Origin of the sequence: Bacteroides thetaiotaomicron VPI-5482, from assembly GCF_000011065.1 — a bacterium.
In the GTDB taxonomy this organism is placed as follows: domain Bacteria; phylum Bacteroidota; class Bacteroidia; order Bacteroidales; family Bacteroidaceae; genus Bacteroides; species Bacteroides thetaiotaomicron.
In genome coordinates this window covers 3,944,993-3,961,769 of sequence record NC_004663.1, presented here as the reverse complement: position 1 = coordinate 3,961,769, position 16,777 = coordinate 3,944,993, and the positions used below count along the sequence as shown (strand labels likewise).

Here is a 16,777-nt window from a genome sequence, read left to right as displayed (position 1 = left end):
ATGATTTTGATTTAAATCAATTTATTGCTTTTTTATCCACTCAGTCATGTCTTTCAGGACTTCCGGATTTATCGTCTCTTCCAATTGTCCGTATTCGGCTAAAGTTCCTTTCTCACAAGTCTGAAACAGGTGGTTCAGTTTTGGATAGGCTTTGATTGTTACATTCTTGTTTCCGTTCTCGCTGATGTGCTGCTTGATAGCAGTCAGATTCATATCGGCATCTACTTGAATGTCTTTTTCTCCGTTTAATGCGAGGACCGGACACTTTATTTTTTTCAGACTTGCAGTCGGATCGTATCTCATAAAGTGGAGATACCACGGCGAGGTCATGGAGTTTATTTGGGCAGATAGTTGTTGTACGGTATTCAGGTTTTTCAACTGTTCGGCAGACATGGTTCTGGTAACATCAGCGTACACCTCTTTTCTGATTTCATCCGACGACTTGGCCGTTTGCTGTAATAAAGAGTATCTGTGGCGAACGGATGGTTTCATTGTCTGCCACACCGGATCGGGCATCCCTTGCGACTTGGAAATCAATTCCACTTGTTTAAGCATCAAGCTGTCACCTCGCACGGCAGCTCCTGCCAATGATATGATAAATGAGATGTTGGGGTCTTTGGCGGCAATATCAAATGCGATTGTTCCACCGCAGCTATGTCCGATAATGCCGATTTTCCGGGTATTAATTTCTTTTCTGCTGCGTAGATAGTTCAGCGCTGCTTCCGTATCTTTTGCAAAATCTTCATTGGTAGCACTTGCATAATCTCCTTGTGAAGCAGCTGTGCCACGGTCATCGCATCTTAGTACGGCAATTCCGTTACGTGTCAGATAATCGGCGATAACAAGAAAAGGTTTATGCCCCATGATTTCTTCATCTCTGTTTTGAGCACCACTTCCTGTAACCAATACTACAGCCGGAAATTTACTCCCTTTCTCCGGAAGGGTTAATGTGCCTGCCAGAGTGATTCCGTCCTGCGTATTCTTTACGCTGACTTCCTCGACCTTATAAGGAAAAGGTGGCTGAGGCTCCTGCGGGCGTTTAGGTCCGCTAAACTCTCCTTTCGTCAGATTCAATGGGAGGGGCATTCCTTGTGTGAATGTGCCGGTAATGGTTTGGTCCGCATTCAGTTTCCCTTTATAAGAGGCATGGATAATCGGTATCTGAACAGTCAGTGTAGAGTCTTGAAAAGAAGTTGTTTCTGTTTTTATATCTTTGGTTCCCTGATCGGGGCTGTCAAGAGTTGCCACATAAGTTCCCTGTTCCGTATGCTTGATATGGAATACAATGGTTAACGAGCCGGCAGGAAGGGAGAGTTTACCATGCCAAGTGCCCGAAATGTCTTGTGCAAGCAAGGAAGAAGATAATGTCAGTCCTGTCAGTAACATAGCGACAGCTGCAATCTTAGTTTTAAATGTTGTTGTTCTCATATTATAAATAATGGTTGGGAGAATTAGAATTCATTCTTTACGTAGTAGTCAAAATATTTGCATTCGTGCACAGCTTGCTTGAAGAACTGCGTGTCGGAATAGGATTTTGCCAGTTGGTAGAAATAGCTGTCCACCTTCTTTTCTTCATCCGACCGTTTAAAATCAGGGTCGAGGATGTTGTTCCAGTTATCCCACCAGTTTTGGGCATAAAGGTCCATTGTACAGGAGGATGCCATAAACAATGCGCGTGCTTTCCATTCACGATCGGTAAAGTAAGTGGCAGCCTGTTCGTAGAGGGCAAGGGCGTTCTCCATGTTGTTGATAGTCATGTATTCTTGGGTGAAGTCCCTGTAATTGTACTCTTTGCTGTAATCGGGAATACGGTTTGAAACTGCCGAGCCGTATGATCCATACGCAGACCAACAGTAGGAATTATCTCTGAAGTACGTGGGAATATTCCTGTAGTAACCGGTAGGGGATATGTTATAATAATAGTTGGCCAGCATATAGGCAGCTCGTGCGCTTTCTTCCGTCATCATCTGGCTTTCTTTTTCCAGTTGCATCAGGGCAGCGGTCAATGTAGCCTTATCGTGTTCTTGGTTCAGATAGGGATACTGTTCGTACATCGTATCTGTCAGCTGCGAATCGGCAGGTACACTAAACAGTCTCTTGAATCCATTACTGAATATCAATGGGGAGATTTTTGAATAGCCGTTGAACTCGTTCGGCAGGATTTCTACAGGAATATATTTCTCTGTTTCATAATCGTAATCATAGTGAGTGATACTGTAAGATGGCGGAACTTTGGCAAACCATTTCGCAGCTTCTTCAAAGTTATTCATGCGCAGGAAGTAAGTTCCTTCCAATTCGTAAAGCTGGGTTAACAGTGCTTGGTCATTTTCTTTCTCAGCATTACTCATGAGTGAGTTGATAATATTCGGATCCGGATTCTGGCGTAAGTCCTCTATACGGTTGTGAGTAAGGAATGCTTTGCCGTAGTCCTTCTGCATCTTATAGAGATGACCGACAATTTCGTTGATGAAATCTTCATCGGCATTACTCGTTTGCAGGTATTGGCGGATCGTTTTTTCTTCGTCTGTACCGATAAACTTCAGTTGTGCCAGATAGAGGCTGAATTGTGTACGGCTTTTTTGTTTCAGCAATTCGGGTTTCGTGGTTCGGACGGAGTCGATGAGTGCGGATGCTTGTTGGTAGTCTTTGCAGAGGAACGACAGGTGTGCCAGGTAGAGAGCCCAAAAGTCTTTGTCGCTCACTTTGGGGTGATTCATCACTGCTTTGATAACCTTCTGTCCGCGTTCATACTCTGCAAGTACTTTTCCGGAAGGCTGCATGAATGAGCTTGTGTCATCTGTGGCATTCGAATGATTGTAGCGGGTCAGCACATTCCTTTCCATCTTGTTGATATAACGGATGGCGAGCAGCTTGATATAGGGGGATTCGGGATATATTTCGAGAATATTTTCCACCTCTTCCAGTTCGTTGGAGAAGGTATTATACCCTCGGAGCGCGTACATGGCCGCTTTCTCCCGATTGTCTTTACACCAGGTCATCGCTTCGTTCCAGTCTACTTCGCTTTGGATTCTGAAACTGGAATAGGCTATTTTCTTTCTGTTGTCCGAATGGTCGAACACACGGGAGTAGAGGTAGTTGGCATTTGCCAGTTTGCCTATGTTGTAGAGGGCGCCGGCTGTTTGTTCAAGGGCGGCGTAGTAGATATAATGTTCCTGTTTGAGAGGTTTCACGTATAGGTTATACATTCGGATGGCTTCATTGTTCTTGTTGCGCATATAGTGCGCCAAGCGTACGAGCTGGTAGCCGTATCTTAATTTTAGTTCATGATATGGGCAGTGCTGGTAGAGTTCCAGCCCTTTGTTTTTGTAGTGGGCGTACGTCTCTTCCGAAGGGGAGGCGGCACGTTTCATGTCCCACCAGCCATCGTTTTCTGATAGTTGCGCGTAGGGTTCCAGTTCCTTTGCATATTGTAGGTAAGTGAGGGTCTGCTTTCCTGCGTCTGTCTTGTTCAGGGCGATGACGTATGGGGAAGAAGGTTGCTTTAACGACTGGTAAGAAGCGGAATAGAGCAATGTTTTGAACTGTGCTGTATCCATCTCTTGCAGGGTGTTGTTTTTCTTGAAGAATGTCATCCACGCATTCAGGTTCTCGTCGGGCTGCTGTTCGGCGTCCGGATTCGTGTCTTCTCCATAGAATGCGTAGTCTGTGGTCAGGAGGAAAGGTTGCAGACCTTTGTTCTCTAAAAGAAGTTGGTCGAAAAGATTATAGTAGTTCATATAATCGTAGTAATCGCCTCCGCATCCGTTGACGTAGGAGTGGAAGGGAATCACCGCTATGGCGAGTGTGAGGATAGAACGTTTCAGGTATTTCATGAGAAAGCGTTTATGATGTTAGTTAATTGTTGTGTGGAATATTGTTTGAGAATCTCTTTGTCCAGATGGTAGAAGATGATTTCCCTGTTCTCTTTTCGTAGTTTCCTTTGTAGGAGTTGGGCCGCTTCGAGCAAGGTTTCCGGGCTGACCTCTTCTACTTTGAGTTCGTAGTCTTTGTTCACCCATACTCCGCCCAGATAGTGCGATTGGAGTATGTTGTAGACACCTTCTTTCGTTTGTTTATAATATTCGGGATGTGCGCCGATAGTAGCTTGGCGGATTCCGTTAATCAGTTTAATCTGTCCGAACGGATTTCTCACTATTCCCCAACTGTAGAGCGGCAGGGCGATGTCCAGATGCAGCGGATAGGAGCCGACGTCTTTGATATATGAAGCAGCGTCTTTATTGTTTAATATGGTGTTTTTGTTTTCGAAGTCCGTAGGTTCCGATGAAGCGTAATACATCAGCGTTCCCTTGTCCACAGGAGGTATTCCGGTTTTGTCCTTGAACTTGATTTGATGAAGGCGGATGGTGCAACTTACCAGGGCTCCTTTCCTTAGTTTCCGGATGTGTTTCAGGAAGTTGAAGTAGTTTTCTTTTGTCTTTACCGTCCAGTCGCAGTCGAACTGATATTCATTTGGGAGCTTGTTGAAATGCGAACGGTAAACGGTATCTATCCGGTCGGCGCAATTGCGGGCAAGCTTTTCTATATCTGCGGCAGGACATTGCAGGATGGTTTGGTTGGTGATAAATATAACGGGGACTACCTCTTGCTGAAAGTCGGGATTGCCGGAAGAAGGCGAATAGTCTGCCGTAGGGAATGCCCCATTTCCTTTATTGTCTACATCGAACATACGGGCATATATCTTTTGGACTCCGAGTGTATTCAGATAAGCAGTATCCGCGTCTTCTGCACTCAATTTGCTTTTCCAGACATAAAATGCGGGAGTATTCGTATGTCTATCGATGCATCCGGACAGGCAAATGAGTAAAACAGCTAGTTGTAGTAGTCGAATCTGCATATGTTATGAAGTATCCCGGATCATTAAGTTATATTCCGACAGAAAAAGACAATAAGGATACAGAGGACAAAGTTATGAAAAAAAGATGCTTTTACAATTGAAACGCAAAAGTAAAAGTGAATAAAATTACTAACTTAGAACAATAACCAGCAAAGGATGGTGGTTGTAAAACAGTCACCCTCCAATTTTTTAATTTGGTCTTTGATATATGGGGTACTTCAAATAGCGTAAGGGAGTTAAATTGGGGTGATGTGAAGTTAGGTTTGTATATTAAGATAGTGCATTTATAGATATGGATGGACATTACTCCCTATTATTAAACATATGTTCTATTTAAATAAATAAGCACTGACTAAATTTGCATCATTATAAACTATATAATATTATGAAAAAAATAATCTATCTTGTTCCTGCGTTATCTTTAGCAGGTTGCACTTCACAGCAGGTAGAAGAAAAGCCGAATGTGATTGTCATTCTTGCTGATGATCTGGGGTTCGGTGATGTCAGTGCTTATGGTTCAACTACTATTCATACACCGAATATTGACAGTCTTGCCCGTGGGGGAGTTTGTTTCACAAATGGATATGCTACTTCGGCTACTTCTACCCCCAGTCGTTATGCCCTAATGACCGGAATGTATCCATGGAAGAATAAAGATGCAAAAATCCTTCCGGGTGATGCTCCTCTTATTATCAACGAGAGCCAATACACTTTACCAAAGATGATGCGAGAGTGTGGTTATGTGACCGGAGCTATCGGAAAATGGCATTTGGGCATGGGAAATGGAAATGTCAATTGGAATGAGACAGTCAAGCCGGGAGCAAAAGAGATTGGCTTTGATTACTCTTGTCTGATTGCGGCAACAAATGACCGCGTTCCGACTGTTTATGTAGAAAATGGAGATGTGGTAGGTCGTGATCCGTCAGATCCTATTGAGGTGAGTTATGAACAGAACTTTGAGGGGGAGCCGACTGCTATATCCAATCCCGAAATGCTGAAAATGCAATGGGCGCACGGACATAATAATTCGATTGTAAATGGAATACCCCGTATCGGTTATATGAAAGGTGGGAAGAAAGCCCGTTGGAAAGACGAAGATATGGCTGATTATTTTGTAGACAAGGTAAAGAACTTTATTACTGAACACAGAGACTCTTCATTCTTTCTTTATTATGGTTTGCATGAACCTCATGTGCCACGCGCGCCTCATCAACGTTTTGTTGGGAAAACGACTATGGGACCTCGTGGAGATGCAATTGTGGAAGCAGACTGGTGTGTGGGTGAATTACTAACTTATTTGAAGAAAGAAGGACTTCTGGAAAAGACTCTGATTATTTTTTCAAGTGACAATGGTCCGGTTTTGAATGATGGATATAAAGATGGTGCTCCCGAACTGGCTGGCAAGCACGCTCCTGCCGGAGGATTACGTGGTGGTAAATATAGTTTGTTCGATGGAGGTACACATATTCCTTTATTCGTTTATTGGAAAGGAAAGATTCAGCCTGTAAAATCGGATGCACTAGTCTGCCAGATGGACTTGTTGGCGTCTTTAGGAAGCATGGTGGGAGCCACTCTGCCGGATGGACTGGATAGTCGCAACTATTTAAATGCATTCATGGGAACAGAACTGAAAGCTCGTGAAAATTTGATTATTGAAGCTCAAGGCAGACTGGGTTACCGCAGTGGTGACTGGATTATGATGCCACCTTATAAAGGTTCGCAAAGAAACCTGACCGGAAATGAATTGGGGAACTTGGATGAATTCAGTCTGTTTGATGTAAAATCAGACAAGGGACAGAAATCTAATGTAGCTGGCAGACATCCGGAACTGCTTGAGCGGTTAAAGCAGGAATTTTTTGTGCAAACAGATGGATTTTATCGTAGTGAGGTGGAAGAAGAACCATTAAAATAAGCCCGATAACCCCTTCTGGAAAGCATTTGATTGATTAGGTATTAGATTGTTTTGCAGGAATTGGTGTAGAAGGATAGTTTCTGAACATGTGTGCTCATAATAAAACATATTTTCTATCGTCTACACCTTTTTTCTTTTACTTTTGCTGCATCACAATCATACATAAATAACGTTTAACTTTTTAGAATCATATGAAAACACTCATCCAATTTTTATTGGCGACATTCACCATTTTAGCTTGTGTATGTTGCAAGACTGCAAAAGAAGAAAAAACAGACGATAAATTGAATGAAATTACCTTTGCAGATCCGACTATATTTGTAGAAAATGGCAAGTATTATCTCACAGGTACGCGCAATAGAGAACCTAATGGATTTGCTATATTCGAATCTACAGATTTGAAGGAATGGAAGACTGCTAATGGAGATACTCTTCAGTTGATACTACGCAAGGGAGATTCCGCTTATGGTGAAAGAGGATTCTGGGCTCCGCAATTATTTAAGGAAGGAAATAGGTATTATCTGACATATACGGCTAATGAACATACTGCACTGGCATCCTCCAACTCTGTATATGGTCCATTCAGACAAGACTCCATACGTCCTATTGACGAGACGGCCAAAAATATCGATTCATTTTTATTCAAAGATTCAGATGGAAAGTACTACTTGTATCATGTACGTTTCAACAAAGGAAATTATCTGTGGGTAGCTGAATTTGACTTGCAGAAAGGCTGTATTAAGCCCGAAACTCTGAAAAAGTGTTTCGATAATACGGAGGCATGGGAAAGAACGCCTAATTATAAATCGGCACCAGTAATGGAAGGTCCTACTGTTGTCAAACTCGATGATTTATATTATTTGTTCTATTCTGCCAATCATTTCAAGAATATAGATTATGCTGTGGGATATGCTACGTCTACGTCTCCTTACGGTCCGTGGAAGAAGCATGCAAACAATCCTATTATTCACCGAAGCATCGTCCACGAAAACGGCTCCGGACATGGGGATTTGTTTAAAGGTTTGGACGGAAGATATTACTATGTATATCATGTTCATCATTCAGATTCAATTGTGCAGCCGCGTAAGACACGCATTGTTCCGTTAATCTTAAAAAAGGAAAATGACGTATATAGTATAACGATTGATAAAGAAAATGTTATCAAGCCAATGTGGAAATAATAGAAGTATATAAAACAATATGTATTATGATGGATGGTAATTTTATATCTCGAAAAAGAATAGGAGGCATAGTTGCTTTATCCTTTTTACAGTTTGGAAATCTCTCGGGACAAGAGCGTCCGAACATAGTTATGATATTGGCAGATGATATGGGTTATTCCGATATCGGATGTTATGGTAGCGAGATAGAAACCCCGCATATTGATAGTTTGGCGTTACAGGGAATCCGGCTGACTCAATTTTATAATACTTCTCGTTCCTGCCCAACCCGGGCAAGTCTTATGACTGGTTTGTATCAACATCAAGCTGGGATAGGATGGATGTCAGAAGATCCTTTTAAAAATGTCGATAAAGATCCGAAAGACTGGGGTGTTGCTGAATATAGGGGGGCTTTGAACCGTAATTGTGTGACTATTGCCGAAGTTCTTAAAAGTTCAGGTTACCATACCTATATGACGGGCAAATGGCATTTAGGGATGCATGGCATGGAAAAATGGCCTTTGCAGCGTGGTTTTGAACGTTTTTATGGTATATTGGCAGGGGCTTGCAGTTATCTGAGGCCAGAAGGTGAAAGAGGATTGGTCCTAGACAACGAAAAGTTACCTGCACCCGAGGCACCTTATTATACTACCGATGCGTTTACAGACTATGCCGTTAATTTTATAAATGAACAAAAAGATAATACTCCCTTTTTCTTATATTTAGCATATAATGCTCCGCATTGGCCTTTACAAGCTAAAGAAGCAGATATAGAGAAATATTATGAACTGTATCGTACGAAAGGCTGGGACCAGATTCGTAAAGAACGCCATAAACGTATGGCCGATTTAGGAATAATCGACTCAGAGATCGGTTTTGCTGAATGGGAGAATCGTCAGTGGGAAGAGCTCTCTGAAGCAGAAAAAGATCATACAGCTTATAGAATGGCTGTTTATGCTGCACAAGTGCATTGTATGGATTATAACATAGGAAAACTGATTGAGAGCCTGAAAAAGAGTGGAAAGTTGGATAATACTTTGATCTTTTTCATGTCTGATAACGGGGCATGTGCCGAACCGCATAATGAACTTGGTGGTGGCAAGCAAAAAGATATCAATAATCCGGCGGTAAGCGGCCATCCTTCGTATGGCAAAGCTTGGGCTCAGACCTCAAATACTCCATTCAGAAAGTACAAACAACGTGCATACGAAGGGGGAATATCTACTCCGTTGATAATTACATGGAAAAATCGTTTGAAAGGTTTTGAAAATACATGGTGCCACGTTCCCGGATATCTTCCGGATATCATGCCGACCATACTGAATGTAACTGGTGCCACATATCCTTCTACCTTTCACAATGGTAATAAGATACATCCTTTAGTGGGCACTGATCTTATGCCGGCTATAAAAGGAAAAGTTTCTTCCATTCATGAATATATGTATTGGGAACATCAGGGTAATAGAGCTGTCCGTTGGAAAAACTGGAAAGCGGTATGGGATCAGGAAGGAAAAGTTTGGGAATTATATGATATCGGGAAAGACCGCGTGGAGGCTTGTGATTTGTCAGCCGTTCATCCGGATATCCTTAAACAGTTATCGGACAAATGGGCCGTATGGGCAGCTGAGACAAAAGTTTTAATTCCATTTCCTAATAATAAAAAATAATATATAGCCATGAAAAGAATAGATTATACTTTTATGTTGACCCTTGGTGCGTCAATAGGTGCTTGTCCTGTATTGGCCCAGCAGAATGTATCAAAACCTAATATTGTCCTTATATTATTGGATGATGTCGGATATTCCGATTTCGGATGTTATGGTTCGGAAATAAATACTCCTAATATAGATCGGCTTGCTGAAAATGGTATTAGACTACGTCATTTTTATAACCAGGCTCGGAGTGCGCCAACCAGGGCTTCGTTGATTACTGGTTTATATCCTCATCAAGTTGGGAATGGTGCTTTAGGGAAAGTTCCGGGTTATCCGGCATATCAGGGATATCCAAATGAGAATAATGTTTTCTTGCCTGAAGCATTGAAAACAGCTGGATATTTTAATGTCATGACAGGTAAATGGCATTTAGGATATTTTCAAGGTGTTACTCCAATAAGCAGAGGATTTGACCGTTCACTGAACGCTCCGTTTGGCGGCTATTATTTTTCTTCTGACAAATCATTGAAGAAGAATAAAAAAGAAAGAACCAACCAACGAAATCTTTATTTGAATGATGAAGAAATTGGATTCGATGATGATCGTTTACCTGAAAATTGGTATTCTACTCATTTGTGGACAGATTTTGGATTAAAGTTTATTGATGAAGCTATTGAAGAAAAACAGCCCTTCTTTTGGTATCTGGCACATAATGCTGCACATTTTCCCTTGCAGGCTCCTGTAGAAACCATCAATAAATATAAGGGAAAATATATGAAGGGATGGGAAGATGTGCGTAATGCACGATTCAAAAAGCAATTAGAATTAGGGTTATTCGAGCGTCCTGACCAGTTAACACCTCGTAATCCCAAGGTTCCGGAATGGGATTCACTGACTCAGGAAGAAAAGGAGCGCTATGACATGCAGATGGCTATTTATGCAGCTGTTATTGAGGAAGTAGATCGGAGTATCGGGCGTGTGGTAGAACATTTAAAAGAAAAAGGTGTGCTGGATAATACCCTGATTATCCTCCTTTCGGACAATGGTGGAAATGGAGAACCGGGCATAGAAGGACGCTTTGCTGGAAAGAATCCCGGTTCAGCGGGGAGTACAGTTTTTCTGGGTGCTGCCTGGGCAGACGTTGCTAATGCACCATTCTTCTTGTACAAACATCACGGTCATGAAGGAGGTTGCAACACACCGTTTATTGTTTCCTATCCGAATGGAATTGATAAAAGTCTGAACGGCACTATTCAAAAAGACAATTACGGACATATAGTAGATATCATGCCTACTTTGGTGAAACTTACAGGCGCTACTTATCCCTCTTCGCGTGGCGGCCATAAAGTACCTCCAATGGAAGGTATATCCTTACTGCCTTTATTAAAGGGAGAACCGGTAAAGCAAACCAAACCGACCATTGTGGAACACGAAGGCAACAAAATGCTGCGTGACGGAGAATGGAAAATAGTGCAGGAATATAAAGAGCCGAAATGGAGGCTATACAACTTGAAGAATGATCCTACTGAAATGCGGAATCTCGCAGATAGGGAGCCTGAAATACTGAACCGAATGATTCATGATTACCAAAAAATGGCAGATCATATCGGAGTAGAAAGTGAGATCGAATTCAAGGTTGGCAAATGGTATACTCCTGTAGAAGAATATCTCAAATAAGAAGTATCGGAATTATAATCTTTAATTTATAACATATGAAAAATAAGTATCGTAAACTAGCCGTCATCATGCTGACTGCTGTATGTTTCGCGGGGTGTCAACAAGAAGATATTGTATATCCCGAACCGGATGCAAAGGTCGCTGAAACTTATTTGACCTTAAACGAGCTCACTCAGTCCCCTCTACAAGTACCGGGACCAGAGGGAACCTATATATTGAAAGTGATATCTGATGATAAATGGACGTTAAGTAGTTCACAAGCATGGTGCAGCGTATCAGAAACAGAAGGGTTCAAATATTCCCAAGTGCCTGTTTCGTATTCTGAGAATCCATGGAATGAACCTCGTACGGCAGAACTGACTTTTCTTATCAATGAATCGCAGGAGATAAAGATAGTAACTGTGGAGCAAGAAGCCAGCGAAACTTCTTTGGCTGCGGACTCTAAAGAACTGCAATATAACATTGGAGGAGGTGAAAAGGATATTACTCTACAAACCAATGCGGTAGAATGGAATGTCGAAGTAGTGGATGAACCGACCCATACTCCGGTTAAATGGTGTACAGTAACTCCTGTTACAGGAAAAGGAACAGCCACTTTGAAAGTCACTACCGAGAGTAATACGACAGAAGTGGTACGTAAAGCCAGTTTGGTTTTTACAGCTGCCGACAAGAGTCTGAGTATTCCTGTCATTCAGGCCGACAAACTGGAAGCTCCTGTCATTACTTTGGATGATCACAACGATTTCCTGCTTTCATGGAATGAAATTACCGGTGTGGACGGCTATAAGCTGAAAGTCATTGCAGACCAGAACGAAAACACAATCGATATTCCTTCGGGAACGGCATCTTACAATCTGGATGTTATTGACTGGAAAGGATATGTAGGAATGGTTTCTATTCAGTTATTCTCTTACGCAAACATTGGCGGAGGAACTGTAGCTCAGATGGGAAGTGAAATTATAGAGGCACACAATCTGTTTGACGAGACCAGTGGAGACGGAGAAAAAGGATCTGAATATATTATCACGAAGCCCCGTCATTTGAGGAACGTTCAGCAAGTATCTTGATAAGAACTACAAACAGACTGTAGATATTGACCTTACAGGCATAGATATGGCACCTATCAGTACAGAACTGGTCAATAACACTTATAACGGTAATTTCACCGGAGTATACGAAGCAACTAAGGGAGATATTATCGATACCGGTACAGGACGTTCTTCCGAACAATATAAGATAAAGAACTGGACGCTGAATAAAAGTTCCAATACTAATTGCGGTTTGTTCGCTTCTATCGGTGCAGAAGGTATCGTACGTAATGTATGTATCGAGAATGTTGTTATCAAGGCCAAAGCCAAAGTTGGTGCGATTGCCGGTAACTGTTCTGGTAAAATTATCTCTTGCCACACAACAGGTAATGAGGGAAGCATCAGTACGGCTGCAACTACGGATGCTGAAATCTATCTCGGAGGAATTGTCGGTTATCTCACCGAGAAAGGCGAAGTTTCCTATTGCTCTAATACAGCGGCTATTGAAGGGACAGCCGGTTGTGTCGGTGGGGTTGTAGGAATCATAATGCGTGATGCTAACAATGCTCCTGCCGTTGCATATTGTACCAATAAAGCGAATGTAGTTTGCAGCAGCAAATCACCGGTTGGAGGTGTGGTCGGTTCAATAGCGGGAGCAGCAGGAAATGACCTGATCAAAGTGACTGGTTGTGCAAATTCAGGAGAAATTTCTGGAACTCAGGCTAACAATCAAGTAGGAGGAATTGTCGGTCGTGCAACTATTGATACCGAAATATCCCAGTCTTACAATACTGGTTCTATCACTGCGATGGGCTCGGCAAGTGGTATCATCGCACGTATGGGTGGAACCAATGCTATAGTCAGAGATTGCTACAATACAGGTGCGATAAAGAGCACAGGTACAGCTACCAATGGCAACAGCAATGCCGCAGGAATTGTAGCGACATGTACTATAGCAGCAGGAGGTGGCATGACAATCGAAAACTGTCATAACGTAGGAGACATGACAACTGCGAACGGGGCTTCTTTCGGAAACGGACTGTTCCATCGTACTGATGGCAAGATTTCTCAAATAACAATGAAAAGCTGTTTCTCTTTGAACGAAGACGGAAAGTCACAGAGTAGCGGAAGTGACTCATACATATCAGGTGGTTCTTCCAGTTATAAGAACCTGTCTGCAAGTGAAATGAAGAACACATCTTCATTCACAAACTGGAATTTCAGTACGGTTTGGGAAATGGGAAGTGAATACCCGACATTACAGGGCTTATTAAAATAAGGTTTAACAATCAATGAATAACGAATATAATATTATGAAACAGAAGATTCGATTTAAGTTGACGGATAGATACTTAGTCCTACTAATATGCTTTTTAGGATATATATCAACCGTATCAGCACAGTCTCATAAAATTTCCGGTGTGGTAGTTGATGAAGGAAAGTCTCCTATCATTGGAGCTACAATCCAAGTGAAGGGTGCTAACAACGGAACCATTACAGACATTGACGGTAACTTCTCGCTGGAAGTAAAAAATCCCAAGGCCCAGTTACAGATATCGTATATCGGATTTACTACTATAACTGTTCCGGTACAGTTAAAAGGGAAGATGACGATTACAATGCAGGAAGCATCACGCAATTTGGACGAGGTGGTGGTCATCGGCTATGGAACTGTTCGTAAATCCGACCTTTCCGGTTCGGTAAGTGCTGTCAGTATGAAGAATGAAGCTGAGATTATGCCTATCACAAGTGCCGACCAGTTTTTGCAGGGACGTATAGCGGGCGTCAGTATCGCAGCTAACAGTGGTGCACCCGGAGCGGGCATGAATATTCAAATACGTGGTGTCTCTACACTGTCAGGCAATACAGACCCGCTTTATGTAGTCGACGGTTTCCCGATAGAGGCTGCAACAGCAAGTGTAAATGGTGGCACCAGTGAGTTGAGCCAACAGCCGGCGATGAATCCGCTAGCTTCCATCAATCCCAATGATATTGAATCTATCCAGGTTCTGAAAGATGCTTCCGCAACGGCTATTTATGGTTCACGTGCTACGAACGGAGTTATTCTGATCACAACCAAACAGGGAAAAGAAGGAAAAGTCAATGTGAATTACAATGCCCGTGTAGATATTTCCAACATTTCCAAACGCTATAATTTACTGAATGCTCATGACTATGCGCTTTTTGAGAATGAATTGGATCGAACCTCTAACGGCTACGATATGCAAGGAAACGTCATTCCAAGTACAAAAGTCCCCAGACATACAGATGATGCCTTGGAAAGATATAAGATTTATTCAACTGACTGGCAGGACTTAATGTACCAGACGGCAGTATCTCAGGACCACCAGTTGGCTGTCAATGGTGGTAACAAGATGACTCAATATAATATTACTGCCGGCTACACCGATCAAGAAGGTATTATTATGAATACTGGACTCGAACGTTATTCTTTCCGTCTGAATCTTAAATCTGAGCTTGCCAAGCGTTTAGTTTTGCAACTGAACACAAGTTATTCACAGACTGAGCAGAAGCAAACGTCGCACTCTCAATCTTCAAGTATGAACCAAATGGTACGGCGTATTTTGACTACCAAACCGACATTAATGCCTGGAGATCAAATTTATGAAGATGAAAATGTGGAATATGTTCCGGCAGACAATCCTTATATTATGGCGACCGAACTAAAAGACATTCTTCAACAACGGTTCTTCATACTGAATGCATCTTTGACATATAACTTTGGTAAAGGGCTTTCCTGGAAAGGTGCCGGTAGCTTCAACCGCACAGACGGTTCGCGTTCTACTTATTATCCAATAGGTACCAATGCTGGAAACAGTGCCCATGGTATGGCATTTCGTGGAGAAGACAATCGCCAGAATATTGTATTGGAAACGACGGTTAATTATGATCGTAAATTTAAGAAGCATCATCACATCAATGCTGTCTTGGGATATACGCATGAAGACCGTCAGAGAAAGACACTGGCAATTCAGGTAGGTGATTTTGCAGGCAATGACTTGTTGTACTACGCTATCGGAGAAGGAACGAATACGATGGACAAATCCAGTTCAGTCATTCAAACTAAACTTTCCTCTTTCTTAGGACGTATGAACTACACCCTGTATGACCGTTATATTTTCACGGCAACCGGACGCTACGACGGTTCTTCTTTGTTGGCAAGTGGAAACAGGTGGAGTTTCTTTCCATCATTTGCAGTAGCCTGGCGCATTAATCAAGAGAAGTTCATGAAAGACATACCTGCTATCTCTAATATTAAGCTACGTTTGAGCTATGGTGTTACAGGTAACCAAAGCATTGCTTATGCTGCTCCGCTCGCCATTATGAACCATGTCCGCTCTTATTCCGGAGGTGCAGTGACTCACGGTATGGTCAACGGGAAGCTGGCTAATCCTAATTTAGGTTGGGAAAGTACTGCTACCTACAATGCCGGACTGGATTTAGGTTTTATAGACAACCGTTTTAGAGTAACCATGAATGTATATCAACGTACTACCAAAGATATGCTGATGAATTTTGGACTGCCTTTATCATCCGGATACGGTTCTATACCTTACAATATGGGAAAAATGACCAATAAAGGATTTGAGCTGGAAGCCAGTGCGGATATTCTGACAGGTCGCGTAAAATGGACTCTTGGAGGAAACATATACCTGAACCGTAATAAAGTAGACGATATCAGCGGCAATGAGTTACTGGGAACCTCCTATCTTGCAGGTGGCGGTGTATTCAGCCAAAGCATACATATCACTAAAGCCGGTTATCCGGTAGGCAGCTTCTATGGCTACGTAGTGGATGGTGTTTATCAGAATGAAGCAGAAGCAAAACTGGCTCCATTTGATACTCCACAAGCTACTCCGGGTTCTTTGAGATTCAAAGATATTAGTGGACCCGACGGGCTGCCGGATGGAAAAATAACTTCTGACGATATGACTATCATCGGTACGGCAGAACCGAAATTCAATTATGGTATTAATTCTGAGCTATCTTGGAAGGGCCTGACATTATCCATGATTTTCACGGGCCGTGTAGGAGGTGATATCGCCAATTTGAACCGTTATTTCTTGGATTCTTTTACAGATACCAACGACAATATTCGTGCTGAGGCTTGGGAAGGAAGATGGCAGGGCGAAGGAACCAGTAACTTTTATCCGGCAGTAAACGGTTCGCAAGGCAGTTCTTACTTTAACAAGCGTTTCTCTACCTTCTTGCTTGAAGATGGTTCATTTTTCCGTCTGAAGAATCTGACACTCGCCTACCAGTTTAGCTTGAAAAAACTACGATGGTTACGTAGTGTACGTGTATTCGGTACCGTTACCAATGTCTTTACAATCACTAATTATAGCGGTTACGATCCGGAAGTCAGCATTACTTCGGGCGCTATGTCACCTAATGTTGACTATGCTGCTTATCCTTCTAGCCGTACGTATTCTATGGGTATAAATCTAGCTTTTTAACATCAAAATACTGAA

Annotated in this window: 10 protein-coding genes; 7 read left to right on the top strand and 3 right to left on the bottom strand. The window is 42.3% G+C overall.

Translation table 11 applies throughout. The features are described from left to right. Positions 1-21: 21 nt before the first annotated feature. The 3 genes from BT_RS15770 to BT_RS15760 are packed head-to-tail and all read right to left on the bottom strand — an operon-like array spanning position 22 to position 4,855. Positions 22-1,428, bottom strand: coding sequence for an alpha/beta hydrolase family protein (locus BT_RS15770; protein ID WP_011108638.1), 1,407 nt, complete (start codon positions 1,426-1,428; stop codon positions 22-24). A gap of 23 nt (positions 1,429-1,451) precedes the next feature. Beyond that, positions 1,452-3,833, bottom strand: coding sequence for a hypothetical protein (locus BT_RS15765; protein WP_008767376.1), 2,382 nt, complete (start codon positions 3,831-3,833; stop codon positions 1,452-1,454). Next, complete coding sequence (locus tag BT_RS15760) at positions 3,830-4,855, bottom strand: hypothetical protein (protein WP_008767375.1); 1,026 nt, start codon at positions 4,853-4,855, stop codon at positions 3,830-3,832. Before BT_RS15760 ends, BT_RS15765 begins: the two co-directional genes overlap by 4 nt. Before the next feature lie 385 nt (positions 4,856-5,240). Here BT_RS15760 and BT_RS15755 point away from each other — a divergent pair, with 385 nt between their 5' ends. The 7 genes from BT_RS15755 to BT_RS15725 all read left to right on the top strand — a co-directional run bounded on the left by BT_RS15755 (position 5,241) and on the right by BT_RS15725 (position 16,762). Beyond that, positions 5,241-6,767, top strand: coding sequence for a sulfatase-like hydrolase/transferase (locus BT_RS15755; protein WP_008767373.1), 1,527 nt, complete (start codon positions 5,241-5,243; stop codon positions 6,765-6,767). Positions 6,768-6,958: 191 nt separating this feature from the next. Continuing rightward, the gene (locus tag BT_RS15750; RefSeq protein WP_008767372.1) at positions 6,959-7,948 is read left to right on the top strand and encodes a glycoside hydrolase family 43 protein; all 990 of its coding nucleotides are present in this window, start codon (positions 6,959-6,961) and stop codon (positions 7,946-7,948) included. Positions 7,949-8,079: 131 nt separating this feature from the next. Continuing rightward, a complete protein-coding gene (locus tag BT_RS15745) occupies positions 8,080-9,594 on the top strand; it encodes an arylsulfatase (RefSeq protein WP_225011800.1) in 1,515 nt (504 codons plus the stop codon). A 9-nt stretch (positions 9,595-9,603) separates the two neighbouring features. Further along, a complete protein-coding gene (locus BT_RS15740) occupies positions 9,604-11,256 on the top strand; it encodes an arylsulfatase (RefSeq protein WP_011108637.1) in 1,653 nt (550 codons plus the stop codon). Between the two features lie 35 nt (positions 11,257-11,291). Next, positions 11,292-12,323, top strand: a complete 1,032-nt coding sequence (locus tag BT_RS15735; protein ID WP_011108636.1) for a BACON domain-containing protein — start codon at positions 11,292-11,294, stop codon at positions 12,321-12,323. Positions 12,324-12,369: 46 nt separating this feature from the next. After that, positions 12,370-13,563, top strand: coding sequence for a GLUG motif-containing protein (locus tag BT_RS15730; RefSeq protein WP_011108635.1), 1,194 nt, complete (start codon positions 12,370-12,372; stop codon positions 13,561-13,563). Positions 13,564-13,597: 34 nt separating this feature from the next. Then, entirely contained in the window at positions 13,598-16,762 is a 3,165-nt protein-coding gene (locus BT_RS15725; protein WP_225011796.1) for a SusC/RagA family TonB-linked outer membrane protein, read from the top strand. The last annotated feature ends 15 nt before the right edge of the window (positions 16,763-16,777 follow it).

What these genes read in the sequence shown, in the direction of transcription:
- BT_RS15765 (WP_008767376.1), bottom strand. Translation starts at nt 3,833, where the DNA reads ATGAAATACCTGAAACGTTCTATCCTCACACTCGCCATAGCGGTGATT.
- BT_RS15730 (WP_011108635.1), top strand. Translation starts at nt 12,370, where the DNA reads ATGGCACCTATCAGTACAGAACTGGTCAATAACACTTATAACGGTAAT.
- BT_RS15760 (WP_008767375.1), bottom strand. Translation starts at nt 4,855, where the DNA reads ATGCAGATTCGACTACTACAACTAGCTGTTTTACTCATTTGCCTGTCC.
- BT_RS15745 (WP_225011800.1), top strand. Translation starts at nt 8,080, where the DNA reads ATGATATTGGCAGATGATATGGGTTATTCCGATATCGGATGTTATGGT.
- BT_RS15740 (WP_011108637.1), top strand. Translation starts at nt 9,604, where the DNA reads ATGAAAAGAATAGATTATACTTTTATGTTGACCCTTGGTGCGTCAATA.
- BT_RS15770 (WP_011108638.1), bottom strand. Translation starts at nt 1,428, where the DNA reads ATGAGAACAACAACATTTAAAACTAAGATTGCAGCTGTCGCTATGTTA.
- BT_RS15750 (WP_008767372.1), top strand. Translation starts at nt 6,959, where the DNA reads ATGAAAACACTCATCCAATTTTTATTGGCGACATTCACCATTTTAGCT.
- BT_RS15755 (WP_008767373.1), top strand. Translation starts at nt 5,241, where the DNA reads ATGAAAAAAATAATCTATCTTGTTCCTGCGTTATCTTTAGCAGGTTGC.
- BT_RS15725 (WP_225011796.1), top strand. Translation starts at nt 13,598, where the DNA reads ATGAAACAGAAGATTCGATTTAAGTTGACGGATAGATACTTAGTCCTA.
- BT_RS15735 (WP_011108636.1), top strand. Translation starts at nt 11,292, where the DNA reads ATGAAAAATAAGTATCGTAAACTAGCCGTCATCATGCTGACTGCTGTA.